The following is a 15,044-nucleotide window of genomic DNA, read 5'->3' as shown; positions in this document are numbered from 1 at the left end:
TGTAATCACCATTTTTAAAGTATAGCTCTTGCCTGACTCCCAAGTAAACACTTATGATGCTAAACACTGCAAACCAAAGTCATTTTTCAGGAATATTAAAAAACCGAGAAACACCTTTTGTTAGTGAACTCGGCTTTTATTGAATATAAGCTATTTTTTATACAAGCCTCTCATTACGACTATAACCAGTATAAACTACTGCAACTACTCCTTATGCTGCTCGAGCAGCACCTGCATAAACTGCTCAGGAGTCAAATTGCCTTTTTGTTGGTTGCAGCGCAAACATGCGCATACACAATTTACAGGGGTGGTATAGCCGCCCTTCGCACGCGGCAGCAAATGATCAACCGTGTCCCCATATTCCCCGCAATAATGACAGGTATGATGATCACGAGCCAAAATAAATTTACGGAACTCCTTGCTGCTAAAAATCATCCGAATCGTATACGGATTAATAATAACAGCAGCCCCTTCCTTCACCAGCTGCTTAGCCTGTGCGAGGTCAATATTTTGAATCCAACGACGTCCAGTATCTGATCTACCGCGCATGCGGACAAAGCCTTGCCATGTTGGACGTAAGTCCTCCGAACGCAAGCCGCCTTTACTGGTTGCATGGGACGGCGTAACATAAAGCAATGGATGACGTTTTTTTCGATTCCATCTTGCTCTGCCAGCAACAGATAAATAAGGAACAACAGAAACGACTGTTTGGTCTAGAGACTGTCCTACCGTAGTACCTGCTTGTCTGCACTGCTTACAAGTACCACGTCTGCTATCTGGTCGTTCTCGTCTGCCTGTACGGCGAAGAAAATCATTGAGCGGCTTCTCTTGCCCACAGCTAATACAATACTTCATCTTCGCTTCCACAATCGACCCTGCTTTCATTCCGTTCATATTTTTATTAATTATAACACAGAACATATGTGAGATTGTACTTTCTAAAAATCCCGTTTCCACAAAATGCTCAATAAAAAGAGATTACAATCAGTTGATGTGCATTTATGGTAATTTTTATGATATTATGTAAATATAAACCAATATTCTCATAGGAGGACCGATGAAAAAACCTGTTAGAAAGCGGATATTAATCATTGCACTATTTATAATTTTTTGCTTAATGGCTGCTAATGGGCACTCTACGATTAAAAATGAAAAAGTAATAAGCACATCTACCGTAGAAGAGAAGAACAACTTACTTACAAATAATAAAATGGAGGTCACTCAAGCAATAGCAAGGATTAATGCAGAAATTGAGGATTTTCCTGAACTGTATGGCGGTGTTTCGTTAGATGGTAGCAATATTATCGTTTATGTAACCGAAAATTCTGAGACAGATAAAGATAACAATAGTATAGAAAGCTTAAAATCGTTAGAGAATGTAACCTTTAAAATAGTCAAATACTCGATCAACCAGCTGCAACAAACTGCTACGCTTCTAACTAATCAATTATCCAACTCCATAGTATCCTCATATATCAATATTGAAAACAATCAAGTTGTCATTATTGTACCTACAAAAACAGAAGAGATTAGCGAACAAGTAGCAAAATTAGTTTCTGACATAGATATTGTCTCCATTCTTGAAGGAGAAGTTAAGTTAACTGAGCAATCCAATCAATCTTAATCGATGTCTATTAAAAAAGCTCCAGCCTCTGCAACCCAGAAGCTAGAGCTGAAAACGAGCTATTCATTTACTTTTTACCAAGCACAATCGACAACCATTGATCAGCAATTAACTGATGTCCTGCTGGAGTTGGGTGAACGCCATCCCAAAGCCAATATGCTGCCTCAGCACGTTGGCATGCTTCATTAAATTTAGCTTGCAGCGGAACGAAAATTGCATCAAATTGTTCAGCTAACTCCTTAACGATCTTCTGATAAGATGGCATAAGTTCTGACCATTTTGCCCATTTTTCAGCAGGAGCTCCTGTATTTAAAATAAATGGCTCGCACAAAACAAGCGTTGTATTGGACAGAACCTGTTTAGTTTCCTCTAGAATATGTCTGTATGCACGTTCAAAGCGATCGGTTACACCTGTTGGGAGTTGATCGACAATGCGCCAAGCATCATTCACTCCAATTAATATGCTTAGCAAATTCGGCTTTAAACTGATGACGTCCTCGTTCCAGCGCGCATATAAATCAGATACACGATGCCCGCCAATTCCACGATTATAGAAAACAGGATGCTTATCAGCCCATTCATAGCCAAGTTTAGCTCCAATTAAATAAGCATAGCCTTGCCCTAAATGATGACTTGGATCATCATTTCTACTTCTGCCTCCGTCGGTAATTGAATCACCTTGAAATAAAATCGTATATTTATTTTCAATATTAGAGCCTGACATGTTGTGCATTCACCCTTTCATTCAGTAATACACTAACTAATCAACTATGAACATAGCATAATTTATTGGTTATGAATACCTGAATATTAGGACATATATTATAACTTAAGAGATTAATAATTTGGGAGACGCTTTATGAAAATAAAAACTTTTTAGTGTTAATCTTAATTCTGATAAGTGTATGTATTGGCTACAAAGCCGTTGATGATTATTACAACAGCAAGCTTTTGCATGTTCTTAAAAGACATCATCTACTGAATAATTCGTATATAAAAACACACCATTTTAAAAATTATGAAATAGCGATTGTGTTTCATAAAGTTAAAGTAAAGCAAAATGAACTGTTGGGTTATAAAGTTTTTCAACGCAAAAATAAAAAATGGAGTCTTGTCGCTGCTGGTGCAAAACCAAGATTAGATTCTGATGAAATTGATTATGATTTCGAAAGCTTTGGAATTGATAAAGATAAACGTATTGGCTTAGTTTATGGAAGTTCACCGATTACAGAAGAATCAAATCACATTATATTAACAACCAAAGATGAAGAATTCTCACTTCCCATTATTCATAGCGAGCACTTTAATATTTGGTACGCTTTATTTAACGATCCTGCTGATATGAACACTGCTAGCCTGCTAGTAAAAAAGCTGGACCGCTAATTGTTAGTTTCTACAATTAGTAGTCCAGCTTTAGCTTTGCTATACTAGCTTAGATTTTTTCACTAGCGTTCACATCATATGCAAGCTTGTCTTTCTATTCTTTAATAAAACGCTCACTGCCGTCATAGGTAGCAATCGCGCCATACAAGTCAGGACGGCGATCACGGAATACGCCCCATTCAATGCGCATTGTTTCAATTTGATCAAGGTCAAATTCAGCAACGAGCACAGTTTCTTCACTGCGATCAGCTTCTGCTACCTTATTTCCTTGTGGACCTGCAATGAAAGAAGAACCATAGAATGTAATTGAAGAATCCTCATCAGTTTCTACACCTACACGATTCGAAGCAACAACAGGAACGAGATTAGCAGCAGCATGTCCAAGCATACATACTTGCCAATGATCTTTAGAATCAATGCCGCTATCCTGTGGCTCTGAGCCGATTGCAGTCGGATAGAATAAAATTTCTGCACCCATTAGCGCCATACAGCGTGCAGCTTCTGGATACCATTGATCCCAGCAAATTCCGACACCAATTTTCGCATATTTTGTATCCCATACCTTAAAGCCTGTATCCCCAGGATTGAAATAAAACTTTTCTTCATAGCCAGGACCGTCAGGAATATGACTTTTACGATATTTACCTAATATTTCACCATCAGCATCAATTACAACAACTGAATTGTAACGTGCATTATTTTTCTTCTCGTAGAAGCTAATCGGTAAAACAACGCCTAGCTCCTTAGCAACTTTTTGAAAATGCAGGATAGCTGGATTTTTCTCCTGCTCAGTGGCATAAGCATAATAATCTGCCTTTTCCTTTTGACAGAAATAATACGTTTCAAATAATTCTTGAAGCAAAATAATTTGTGCCCCTTGCTCTGCCGCACGACGTACAAATGCATCTGCCTTCGCAATATTTTCTTCACGTGTAGCCGCACAGCTCATCTGTGTAGCCGCAACCTTAACCTTTCTCACCATTCAATTCCTCCAATCATATCGCTAGAAATTGAGGAGCGCAGCGTAGATCCAACCTACGTGAGCACCGCAAATTTCGGCTGAGTTTCATATTCGACGCCGCATACGCTGCAACGGTTTAACGTCGTCATCAAAGTCCTGTTTTTCCATTACCTTTTCAATGAAGATGTAAAAATTGGGCTTTCAGGACCGAGAAGATGAGACGAAGCTAGAAATTGAGGAGCGCAGCGTAGATCCAACCTACGTGAGCACCGCAAATTTCGGCTGAGTTTCATATTCGACGCCGCATACGCTGCAACGGTTTAACGTCGTCATCAAAGTCCAATTTTTACATTACCTATTAACAGAGGGCATTTGTTGGGTTGTGCAGTGCACATTCCCCCCCTCTCTAATAATCCCCATTCCATTTACCGTACGAATGCGACGATCTGGGAACGCAGCAGCAAGCGTCTCAATCGCTTTATTATCTGTTTCACTAGCTTCTCCACCAAATATCGGTAAAACAATTCCATTATTCACAAAATAAAAATTCAAGTAGCTAAGCGTCAATCTTTGCTCTTCATAGTAAACTGCTGGAGGCTGCTCGATTTCAATGATCTCAAGCTTGCGTCCTTTTGCATCAACACTTTGCTGTAAAATTTGTAAATTACGATGTGTAATTTCATAGTTTTCATCTGCTGGGTCATAGCACATTTGCAAAATGACTTTCCCTGGTGCAGCAAAGCATGCAATATTATCGACATGACCGTCCGTTTCATCGCCGCTCAAACCGCGCTCAAGCCAAATCACTTTGTCTATATTGACATATTGCTTAAGCAATTCAAAAATTTGATCACGACTTAGTTCAGGATTACGATTCGGATTAAGCAAACATTCCTCAGTAGTAAGCAACGTACCTTCTCCATCTGTATGAATAGAGCCGCCTTCCATCACTAGAGGTGCATCGAATTGCAGCGCCCCTACATGCTTAATAACCTGTGGTGCCACAGCATCATCAAGATCCCAAGGGGAATATTTACCGCCCCACGCATTAAAGCCCCAATTCACTCCTGCGAGTTTTCCGTCTGGTGAAGTAACAAAGGTCGGTCCATTATCGCGTAACCAAGCATCATTATGCTCGACAACTAGCAGCTCAATTGAATACGGATGTTGACCAGCTAGCTTCTCCTTTACTGCTGCTTCATCAACGGCATTAACTAGAACCGTAACTGGCTCGAATTCTGCAATAGCCGTAATAATTTCAGCATAAGCATCACATACCTCATTGTACTGTTCTGGATAACACATCGACGCTTGAATAGGCCAAGAAATAAAAGTACGCTCATGCTTACTCCATTCTGCTGGCATCGTAAATTGCTGTGCTCTTGGGTTCATATTGTCAAACGTTCCCCTCCATCTATATAGTAAATTAATGAATAGCTTCATATTTTCAGATGACAACCCTATCATTATAGCGTAAAATTCGCTACTGTTCGATGCTAATATTTTTCAAAATCGGTAAGCTAATTTTAACTGCTGTGCCATATGCTTTATCACTGGTCATCGACACACCATACTTAGGCCCGTACAGTAGCACAATGCGATGATGTACATTTTCAATCCCTATTCCCGATACAGAACGTCGTTTAACATTAGCTGCAGCTGCAGATTCCTCTGCTCCTACTCCGTCATCCAGCACCTCGATTAGCAATCTGTTGTCTTGCTGTCTCACAAAAACATAAATATTGCCTCGTCTGCCTCCAGGAAATGCGTGAAAAAATGCATTTTCTACAAATGGCTGAATAATTAGTTTCGGAACAACTAAATCCAAACAATCCTGCGATACATTAAAGTGAACAGCGATTTGATCTCCATAACGAATTTGATTAATGTAGACATAATGTTTTAGACTATCAATTTCTCGGCTAACAGTAATCGTATCCTCCGTCGTTCCGATTGTATTTTGCAGCATGGCACTTAAGCTTGTTATTGTACGATCCACATCATCTATTCGATTCATTTTAGCTAAATATTTAATAGATGTTAATGTGTTGTATAAAAAATGCGGATTAATTTGCATTTGCAGTGCGCTCAAATCCGCTTTGCGCCGTTCCGTTTGCTCATAAATGACCTGCTTAGTGTAATTATCTATTTGCTTAACCAAAGTATTGTAGGTTTTGGCAACAACATTGATTTCATAGCTATTTTTGCCCTGCAGCGGATAAAGCTTCAAAGCATCAACTGTACCTGCCTGCATCGTATTAACAAGCTGATATAAGGGCTTTGTAATACGTCGCGTAATCCAGTAAACAACAAACATAATGACAACACTGAGTACTAGCACAACTGTAGCAATTTTCCAAACCAATTCCTGCAAAGGAGCAAACGCGATTCGTTGATTAATTTCCTGTAATAAGTACGCATCAAATTCAGGCAAATATAAGGAAATATAGGTAAAGTCATTTTTAGTTTGCATCCCGTAATATTCGTCATTGTCAGCAATTGTCGCATTTTTCAATAACTGCGGCTGTGATGAACCTATAATTTCACGTTCACTGCTGGAAAGTACAAACCCATCACTTTTCACAAGAGTTATTTTGGACCCTGCTGACAAATATGATCTATATCGTTCGTATATCGTCTGCTCATCCATAATAACGATTGCAAAACCATACATTGTCTGCCGATCAAGCAGCGGCTTTGTCGCAAAAATATAGTTTTCATAGGGAACAGAATCCTTAAATAAACCTTGACCGCTATGATACAGCATCTTTTGTGCAATTAACCCATCCACAGTCATATAATCTTGCACAATATTAGGAGGAACATGATCCCACTTCAATGCATTGCTGGAGTAATTACGATTATGGTTCACTCCGATTCCTGATACGATAAAATGCGTATTATCTGGACTTAAGTAATCCTTATACGTATCGATATAGCGCCCAAGATCAATAATGATATTTAATTTTTCTAACGTTGATTCCGCTGGCCGAGTTAAATATTTCTTAAAGGCATCACTTGCATTAATTTGCACCATCGTGTTAACAATTTCCTCATTATACTTTAGCAATTCATCCTTAACGAGACGCAAATTGACGGTCACATTTTGCTTTGTTTGCCCTAACAATATTTGCTCTGAAATTTGTGAAGCAGCAAAGGCGATCAGCGCAGAAACAATAATCGTTGTGCCTAAAGCGACAACTAAAAATTTCATAAAAATACTGTTACGCTTTAACATATGCTCACCTTGTTCCGCTATTGGCTTGACGATATTCGAGTGGAGTCATGCCAACAATCTTCTTAAATACTTTAGAAAAATAGTTATGTTCTGAAAAACCAATTTTAGCGCTAATATGCGAGATTGTTTCATCTGTATATTTCAACAGCTCCTTCGCTTTTTCCACGCGAACCTTATTAATGTAAGCCGTTAAATTTTCATTTGTATGTTGCTTGAAGTACCAGGACAAATAACTATAGTTCATATGAAATTGCTCGGCAAGTTCAGAAAGAGAAATATCCTGGTCATAATGTTCATGAATATAGTCGATAATTTGTCGTAATGTTTGAGCTTGTCCTTGCTCTTGTTGCTCATTGACCTGTTGTTCAACCATAGCAATAAACTGTGCAACAATATCAATAAGCTCCTTTAGTCTCGTAGCTAGATCAATTCGTTTAAACCAAATTAACTTCTCTGTATTATTTTCTGTAAACGGAAGCTTCAGGTGCTCTAGTACACTCATTACTGTGTAAATAATATGCTGCGTAAAACGTTTGAGCTCATAGTCATCAAGCCCTTGTACCTTCTGTACATCATGAAAATAATCGGTTAATTGCTCTGCTGCCTGATTAAAGGTTAACCATTTAATTGCATTAGTAAAGCGATCATGATCGAACATCACTTCTGTTCGCTCTAGTTTAATTTCTTCCGCACGAATAAAGACTTCGCTATCAAAATATAGCGCTTTAGAAAATAGCTGTTGCAACTTGCTATACGCTTCTTGAAGCTTAGCTAATCCCTTAACATGATGGTTATAAATAAAAATTAACGATGGATACTTCTGATATATCCCCTCGGCAAAATCGTTTAATATTGAGCTGCTTTGAAGCAAGCGTGATTGATCATAGCTATAATTGAGGACAATCGCCACATACTGCTTCGTAAATACAGCAACATGAGAAACAGAAGATAAATGCTTGCTGCATTGTTCTAGCACATATTGCTCCAGTTCATATTGATTGGAGTTTGATAAGCTCTGCAGCGGTGCAACGTTGCCAAGCAACATAGCAAACCCCTGCTCAGGTAATTGACGCTCTAACTCCTCACGATCAGACTCTGACAGCCTCTCCTGTTCAAACCATTGACTTAGGATCAATGCAGGGTCAGGCTTAGCTGGCACTGCTGGATAAGCAGAGCGCTCTGCTGGATTGCAAGAGCTATAAATGAGTGAAATAAGCTCCTCAGCAGTCACCTTGGGCTTCAATAAATAATCATCCACTCCATATTTAAATACCTCTCGAACTAATTCAAACTCACTATAGCTGCTTAAAATAATAATTTTTATTTGAGGATAGCGATTTCGAACCACTTTCACTAATTCAATTCCATCCATAACAGGCATCATAATATCAGTAATAATGACATGCGGCTGGACAACCTCAATTAACTCTAATGCCTCTGCACCATTTGCTGCTTGTGCTACAATGTCGATTCCTTCATTGTTCCAATTGTGCAGATGTGCTAAGCCTGTACGGAAAATTGCTTCATCATCAACTATCATGACACGATACATTGTCATTTTGTCGTCACCTTCTAAAGTCATTGTGTTAAGCATTGTGTTAAGACGTAATAAGATCATTGTATTAAACATAATGGATTTTTTCAGGTAAGTATACAACTTACATTAATTTTTATAGTTATCAAAATTTTTTACTAACATCTAAAATAAATACTAATAAAAATGTTTACTGTGTTAAAACTCTATAAATTTTAGCACATACATACAAAATAGTTATTATACAGCCTGTATTGTTTTTTCTAAAATGAAAAGGTATTCAAAATATATAAATAAGGGGTTGTAACAATTGAAGAAAGCACTTTCAACAATGGCAGTCGCTGCACTTATGGTTGGTTCTCTAGCTGCATGCGGTAGTGACGACAACAGCAAAAATACTGCAGCTAATAATGCAAGCGGTAACGAAGGCGGAAAACAAAAAGTTGTAGCTTGGGCATGGGACCCAGCATTCAATGGCGCAGCGTTAAATATCGCAGCTGATATTTATCAAAAAGAACATCCTGAGTTTGAGCTTGAAGTAGTCGATATGGCGAAAGCTGACTTGGAGCAAAAACTTAACACTAACTTGGCAGCTGGCGTTTCTGAAGGATTGCCAGATATTATTTTGGTGAATGACCCTAACATTCAAAAGTATGTAAATGCTTACCCTGGTACATTTGCTGATTTTACAAACAGCAACGTGGACTTTAGCCAATTCTCTCAATATAAAGTTGATGCGGCAACTGTAGACGGTAAAATTTACGGTATTCCATTTGACGTTGGTGTAACTGGTCTATTCTATCGTACAGACTACCTATCTGAAGCTGGTTTCACTGCTGAAGATTTAGAAAATATTACTTGGGATGAATTCATTGAAATCGGTAAAGTTGTTAAAGAAAAAACTGGTAAATATATGACAACTCTTAACCCTAACGATGAAACATTGCATTCCATTATGCTTCAATCTGCTGGCAGCTGGTTCATTACTGAAGATAACAAAGGTAACTTCGTAAATAACCCTGTTATGTCTGAAACACTTCGTGTATATAAAGCGATTTCTGATTCTGGTATCGCAAAACCTGTTACTGGTTGGAGTGAATTTGTAGGAAGCTTTAACTCTGGTGACGTTGCAACTGTTACTTCTGGTGTATGGCAAATCTCTTCTATTATGGAAGCGGAAGATCAAAAAGGTCTATGGGCAGTAGCTCCAACTCCTCGTCTTAACATCGAAGGCGGCGTAAATGCATCTAACGAAGGCGGCTCAAGCTGGTTCGTTCTTGAAAACTCTGCTAACAAAGATCTAGCAATGGAATTCCTAGGCAGCACAATTGGCGGTAGCAGCGAATTCTATGAGCGTTTCCTAACTGAAGCTGGCGGTGTTGGTTCTTATATCCCAGCATTCTCTAGTGAAGCATACCAACAAACTTCTGAGTTCTTTAGCAATCAAGCAATCTATGCAGACTTTACAGAATGGTCTACTCAAGTTCCTGGTATCTCTCTAGGCATGTACACTCAAGAAGCTAAAGATGCCTTGAAAAATGAGCTTCCAAATATCTTGAATGGTGCAGACATCGAGAAAAGTCTTGCTAACGTTCAATCACTATTTGAACAACAAGTACAATAATCCTAACAGTTAGCAGGTGATCAAATGAGGGGCGGTATGAAGAAATCCTCTCTAATCGGATGGCAGTTTGTAATACTGCCATCCGCATTAATCCTATTGTTTAGCTTTTATCCGATGATTCAATCGTTCATTTTAAGCTTTGAATCCGGTAAAGGTAATGTATCCGAATTTGTAGGTTTAGGAAATTATTCCAGACTATTATCAGACCCTATTTTTCGTCAGGCATTATTGAACACAATTTTATACTTAGTGATTCAAGTTCCAATCATGCTGTTCTTGGGCTTGATTATTGCGCACTTGTTGAATTCTCCAAATTTGAAGTTTAAAGGTTTCTATCGAACAGCAATCTTTTTGCCTTGTGTAACATCATTGGTTTCTTATTCAGTTCTTTTCAAAAGTATTTTCGCAGTTGATGGTGTATTCAATAAACTGCTCTTGAATTTGCATATTATCAACGAACCTATTGCATGGTTAATGGATCCGGTTTGGGCTCGTGTTGTTATAATATTGGCCATTACATGGCGCTGGACAGGTTATAACATGATCTTCTATCTGTCTGCTATGCAAAATATTGACCCTAGTATTTATGAGGCGGCTTCATTAGATGGTGCTTCTAAATTCCGTCAATTTTTCTCAATTACTATTCCAATGGTACAACCGATTATCTTGTTTACAGCGATCATTTCAACAAATGGTACATTACAGCTATTCGATGAGGTCGTTAACATTACAAACGGTGGACCAGGTAACTCTACAATGACGATTTCGCAATATATTTACAATTTGAGTTTCGTTTACACGCCTAACTTCGGTTATGCAGCAACTGTATCTTATGCGATTGTTATTATCGTAGCAGTACTTGCCTTCCTACAAATGAAAGTCGGAGGTGAGAAAAAATGAGAATTTTAGGAGCGTTTTTCAAGCATGCTTTTCTACTTATTGCTTCTATCGTCTCGTTATTCCCATTCGTTTGGATGCTAATTGGGATGACCAATTCATCAAGCGATATTGTTAAAGGTAAATTTAGCTTTGGTTCAGAATTTATGAACAATGTCAATAATCTATTTGACACTGCCAATATTGGCACTGCATTCATCAACTCACTAATCATTGCAGTTGTCGGTACAATTTTAACTTTAATTCTTTGTTCTTTAGCTGGTTATGGCTTTGAAATTTATCGTTCGAAAGGTACAGATCGACTATTTGGTGTTCTTATGCTTTCAATGATGATGCCTTTTGCCGCAATTATGATTCCGTTGTTCAAACTATTCAGTTCCTGGGGATTGTTGAACTCAGCGGTAGCGGTAATTTTACCAACTATGACAACAGCATTTATGATTTTCTTCTTTATGCAAAATACGAAGTCGTTCCCGCGTGAGCTACTTCAAGCTGGACGTGTCGATGGCTTAAATGAATGGAAACTGTTTACGCATGTATACGCACCAACAATGAAGCCAACTTATGCTGCTGCAGCGATCATTACATTTATGTCAAACTGGAATAACTTCCTTTGGCCGTTGATTGCATTGCGTACGACGGAAAAGAAAACATTGCCGCTAATCGTTTCATCCTTAGCATCATCTTATAACCCTGACTACGGGATTATTATGGTGGCAATTGTTATTACAACAATTCCGACAGTGCTTATTTTCTTCCTATTGCAAAAGCAATTCGTCCAAGGTATGCTTGGCTCAGTAAAATAAGCAAAAAAATAATTAAGCATCACTATAACAACACAACATGTGCAGTAAGCTATAGTTCAATCGGCTTATTGCGCTGGAGTGGCGACAAGCCGTTCTTCGAAAGCGAAGCACGGCTTGTCGATTATTCAGTAAGTTTGAACTACTATCGGATATTTAAAGGAGAGCGAAAAATGAAGCAATTATTTTCGGATGCTTTACTACACGGAGCAGATTACAACCCAGAGCAATGGCTGCATGATCCTGAAATTCTTAAAAGAGATATCGAATATATGAAAGCTGCAGGCTGCAATGTTATGTCTGTAGGTATTTTCTCTTGGGCAAAACTAGAGCCTGAAGAAGGTGTATTTAATTTTGAATGGTTAGATAACGTTATCAATTCCTTATATGAAAACGGTATCTCTGTATTTTTGGCAACACCTTCAGGTGCAAGACCAATGTGGCTTGCAAAAAAATATCCTGAAGTATTGCGCGTAGCTCCTAATCGTCAGCGCAATCTATTCGGAGCACGTCATAATCATTGTTATACTTCTCCTGTATATCGTGAAAAAATTAGCATTATTAATGCTAAACTTGCTGAGCGTTATGCGAAACATCCAGCTGTTAAATTATGGCATATTTCTAACGAGTATGGCGGAGAATGTCACTGTGAATACTGCCAAGAGGCATTCCGTAATTGGTTAAAAAATAAATATGGCACAATTGAAGAGCTTAATTTGCAATGGTGGACAACATTCTGGAGCCACACTTACAGCGACTTCTCTGAAATTGAATCGCCTGCACCGCATGGTGAAAATGCAATTCATGGGATGAACCTTGATTGGAAGCGTTTTGTTTCTGACCAAACGCTAGATTTTATGAAACATGAAATCGCTGCTGTTAAGCCATTTAATAAAGATTTGCCTGTAACTGCTAACTTTATGTATTACTTTGATGGCTTAAACTACTTCAAATTCAAAAACGATGTCGATATAATTTCATGGGATAACTATCCGGTATGGCATAAACGTGACGATATTTCAATCGGTCTAGATACAGCAATGATGCATGACCTTATGCGTTCTATTAAAAAGCAACCATTCCTGCTAATGGAAAGCACGCCGTCCAGCACTAACTGGCAAAGCGTATCTAAACTTAAAAAACCAGGTATGCATCTACTGGCTTCCATGCAAGCAGTAGCCCATGGTTCAAATTCTGTTCAATACTTCCAATGGAGAAAAAGTCGTGGTTCCAGCGAAAAACTGCACGGTGCAGTAGTTTCCCATAACGATCGCAACGATACACGCGTATTCAAGGAAGTTGCTCAGCTAGGTCAATTGCTTTCTGAATTGCCGCAAATCGCAGCTACAACAACTAAAGCTGAAGTGGCTATCGTATACGATTGGGAAAATAAATGGGCTTTAGAAGATTCTCAAGGACCTCGCAACAAAGGTATGGGCTATATTGAAGAAGTTCAGGCTCATTATCGTGCCTTTGCTAAGCAAGGAATTTCTGTTGATTTTGTCGATATGGAATGCCAGCTAGAAGGTTATAAGATAGTTATTGCTCCGCTTCTTTATATGCTGCGTGCCAGCTTTGAGAATAAACTTCGTCAATTTGTTGAAAATGGCGGGACGATTATTACAACATATTGGACTGGCATGGTCAATGAAAACGACTTAATGTTTATGGGTGATGCGCCACATGGCCTAACTGAGGTGCTAGGTCTAGTTAGTGAAGAAATCGATGGTTTATATGATCACGAAACAAACTATGGTGTAGTTCAGCAATCCCTTGCAAAAGGCAAGCTATCTGGCAGCTATAGTTGCACAATGCTTTGCGATCTTGTAAATTTACATGGCGCAGAGGCGTTAATGACTTATCGTGATGACTTCTATGCTGGTCGTGCTGTACTTACTCGTAATTCCTTTGGTAAAGGTGAAGCTTATCATATTGGCAGTCATTTTGAAGATGCTTTCTACGAAGACTTCTATTATGAGCTAGCTCAAAAGCTAGAGCTAGAACGAGCATTGCCTGTACAGTTGCCAGCTCCAGTTTATGCTGTAAGCCGTGAGAATGAAGCAGCTAAATATATTTTTATTCATAACTTTAGCAATGCAAATGCCCCTATTCCAGCACTTGATGGCGCGTATCGTTTTGTTGCTCGTACTCGCCCAGAGCAAAATGCTGGTCAGTGGACACTTGCTCCATATGAGATGCTAATTGTAGCAATTGATAAAAAGTAATAATATGATTAATAAGATGTTCATAAAGCGAAAGCAATGTTTCGACTTAGTGGACTTAATCACTAGAACGTATTAATAAAAAGCGTAGGTAATGGAGTGCTGCTTCCTTGCCTGCGCTTTTTAAGCTATTGTAACAAGGAGAGCAATAATATGATTAGAGCTGCAGAAGCAAAGGATGTACAAGAGGTTGTTGCATTAATTATATCGGCAATTGGTGAGTTAACAGAGCTATATACGGGAGAAAGGGATGCTAATGCAGCAGCAAGTATCCTCGCTCAATTTTATTTACAGAAGGGCAATCGCTTTAGCGCTGAGCAAATTAAAGTTTTTGAGCAGGCTGGAGAAGTGGCTGGTATGATTCTTTGCTATAGCGGACAAGCTGCCCCAGCCTTGTACGCACCTGTTGAGCAATTTCGTTCTACATGCTTGCAACAAGAGGTGAAGCATCAGCTTGAGGCCGAACCTGATGAATATTACATTGATGCGCTAGCGATTGCTCCTAACTATCGAGGGCAAGGTTTGGCCGCTCAATTAATGCTGCAAGCAGAGCAAGACGCTATTAACAAGGGGATTCATAAAATCGCACTGCTTGTTGATGTTGACAACGAACGTGCAAAAAAAGTTTATTTACGCCAAGGCTATACTCCAGTTGGACAAAAAATGCTGCATCATCATCCTTATTGGCATATGGTAAAGCAGCTGTAAGAAAAAATGCCCAAGCTGTCTGAAATAACGGCCTGGGCATTTTTTTACTA

13 protein-coding genes are annotated in these 15,044 nt (G+C 38.8%); 7 read left to right on the top strand and 6 right to left on the bottom strand.

Features of this window, described 5'->3' with window-relative positions; all coding sequences use genetic code 11:
• Nucleotides 1–204: 204 nt before the first annotated feature.
• Nucleotides 205–885, bottom strand: a complete 681-nt coding sequence (locus AC2TDL_RS10885; protein WP_484696157.1) for an HNH endonuclease — start codon at nt 883–885, stop codon at nt 205–207.
• Between the two features lie 172 nt (nt 886–1,057).
• Between AC2TDL_RS10885 and AC2TDL_RS10880 the strand changes: the two genes are divergently transcribed.
• Nucleotides 1,058–1,624 (top strand): hypothetical protein, encoded by a 567-nt coding sequence (locus AC2TDL_RS10880; RefSeq protein ID WP_484696156.1) that lies wholly within the window; start codon nt 1,058–1,060, stop codon nt 1,622–1,624.
• 67 nt (nt 1,625–1,691) lie between these two features.
• On the opposite strand, the gene AC2TDL_RS10875 is transcribed toward AC2TDL_RS10880, so the two are convergent.
• Nucleotides 1,692–2,348 carry an SGNH/GDSL hydrolase family protein gene (locus AC2TDL_RS10875; RefSeq protein WP_484696155.1) on the bottom strand — a complete coding sequence of 219 codons (657 nt, stop codon included), beginning with the start codon at nt 2,346–2,348 and terminating at the stop codon, nt 1,692–1,694.
• Nucleotides 2,349–2,503: 155 nt separating this feature from the next.
• Between AC2TDL_RS10875 and AC2TDL_RS10870 the strand changes: the two genes are divergently transcribed.
• A complete protein-coding gene (locus tag AC2TDL_RS10870) occupies nt 2,504–3,007 on the top strand; it encodes a hypothetical protein (RefSeq protein WP_484696154.1) in 504 nt (167 codons plus the stop codon).
• 94 nt (nt 3,008–3,101) lie between these two features.
• Here the strand turns inward: AC2TDL_RS10870 and aguB are convergent, their stop codons facing one another.
• The 4 genes from aguB to AC2TDL_RS10850 form a co-directional block, all read right to left on the bottom strand.
• Nucleotides 3,102–3,986, bottom strand: a complete 885-nt coding sequence (aguB, locus tag AC2TDL_RS10865; protein ID WP_484701140.1) for an N-carbamoylputrescine amidase — start codon at nt 3,984–3,986, stop codon at nt 3,102–3,104.
• A 333-nt stretch (nt 3,987–4,319) separates the two neighbouring features.
• A complete protein-coding gene (locus AC2TDL_RS10860) occupies nt 4,320–5,360 on the bottom strand; it encodes an agmatine deiminase family protein (RefSeq protein ID WP_484696153.1) in 1,041 nt (346 codons plus the stop codon).
• Between the two features lie 91 nt (nt 5,361–5,451).
• The gene (locus AC2TDL_RS10855) at nt 5,452–7,206 is read right to left on the bottom strand and encodes a sensor histidine kinase (protein WP_484696152.1); all 1,755 of its coding nucleotides are present in this window, start codon (nt 7,204–7,206) and stop codon (nt 5,452–5,454) included.
• Nucleotides 7,207–7,210: 4 nt separating this feature from the next.
• The gene (locus AC2TDL_RS10850; RefSeq protein WP_484696151.1) at nt 7,211–8,764 is read right to left on the bottom strand and encodes a response regulator transcription factor; all 1,554 of its coding nucleotides are present in this window, start codon (nt 8,762–8,764) and stop codon (nt 7,211–7,213) included.
• 286 nt (nt 8,765–9,050) lie between these two features.
• Here AC2TDL_RS10850 and AC2TDL_RS10845 point away from each other — a divergent pair, with 286 nt between their 5' ends.
• From AC2TDL_RS10845 to AC2TDL_RS10825, 5 genes are all read left to right on the top strand, one after another.
• Nucleotides 9,051–10,364 carry an ABC transporter substrate-binding protein gene (locus tag AC2TDL_RS10845; protein ID WP_484696150.1) on the top strand — a complete coding sequence of 438 codons (1,314 nt, stop codon included), beginning with the start codon at nt 9,051–9,053 and terminating at the stop codon, nt 10,362–10,364.
• 36 nt (nt 10,365–10,400) lie between these two features.
• A complete protein-coding gene (locus tag AC2TDL_RS10840) occupies nt 10,401–11,264 on the top strand; it encodes a carbohydrate ABC transporter permease (RefSeq protein WP_484696149.1) in 864 nt (287 codons plus the stop codon).
• On the top strand, nt 11,261–12,067 hold the full coding sequence (locus tag AC2TDL_RS10835) for a carbohydrate ABC transporter permease (RefSeq protein WP_484696148.1): 807 nt from the start codon (nt 11,261–11,263) through the stop codon (nt 12,065–12,067). The genes AC2TDL_RS10840 and AC2TDL_RS10835 overlap by 4 nt, the downstream gene beginning before the upstream one ends.
• A 170-nt stretch (nt 12,068–12,237) precedes the next feature.
• Nucleotides 12,238–14,289: a beta-galactosidase gene (locus AC2TDL_RS10830; RefSeq protein WP_484696147.1), complete on the top strand. Its 2,052-nt coding sequence runs from the start codon at nt 12,238–12,240 to the stop codon at nt 14,287–14,289.
• A gap of 150 nt (nt 14,290–14,439) precedes the next feature.
• Nucleotides 14,440–14,994, top strand: a complete 555-nt coding sequence (locus AC2TDL_RS10825) for a GNAT family N-acetyltransferase (protein WP_484696146.1) — start codon at nt 14,440–14,442, stop codon at nt 14,992–14,994.
• The last annotated feature ends 50 nt before the right edge of the window (nt 14,995–15,044 follow it).

Source organism: Paenibacillus sp. plas6, from assembly GCF_057221655.1.
This window is presented reverse-complemented; position numbering and strand designations above follow the sequence as displayed.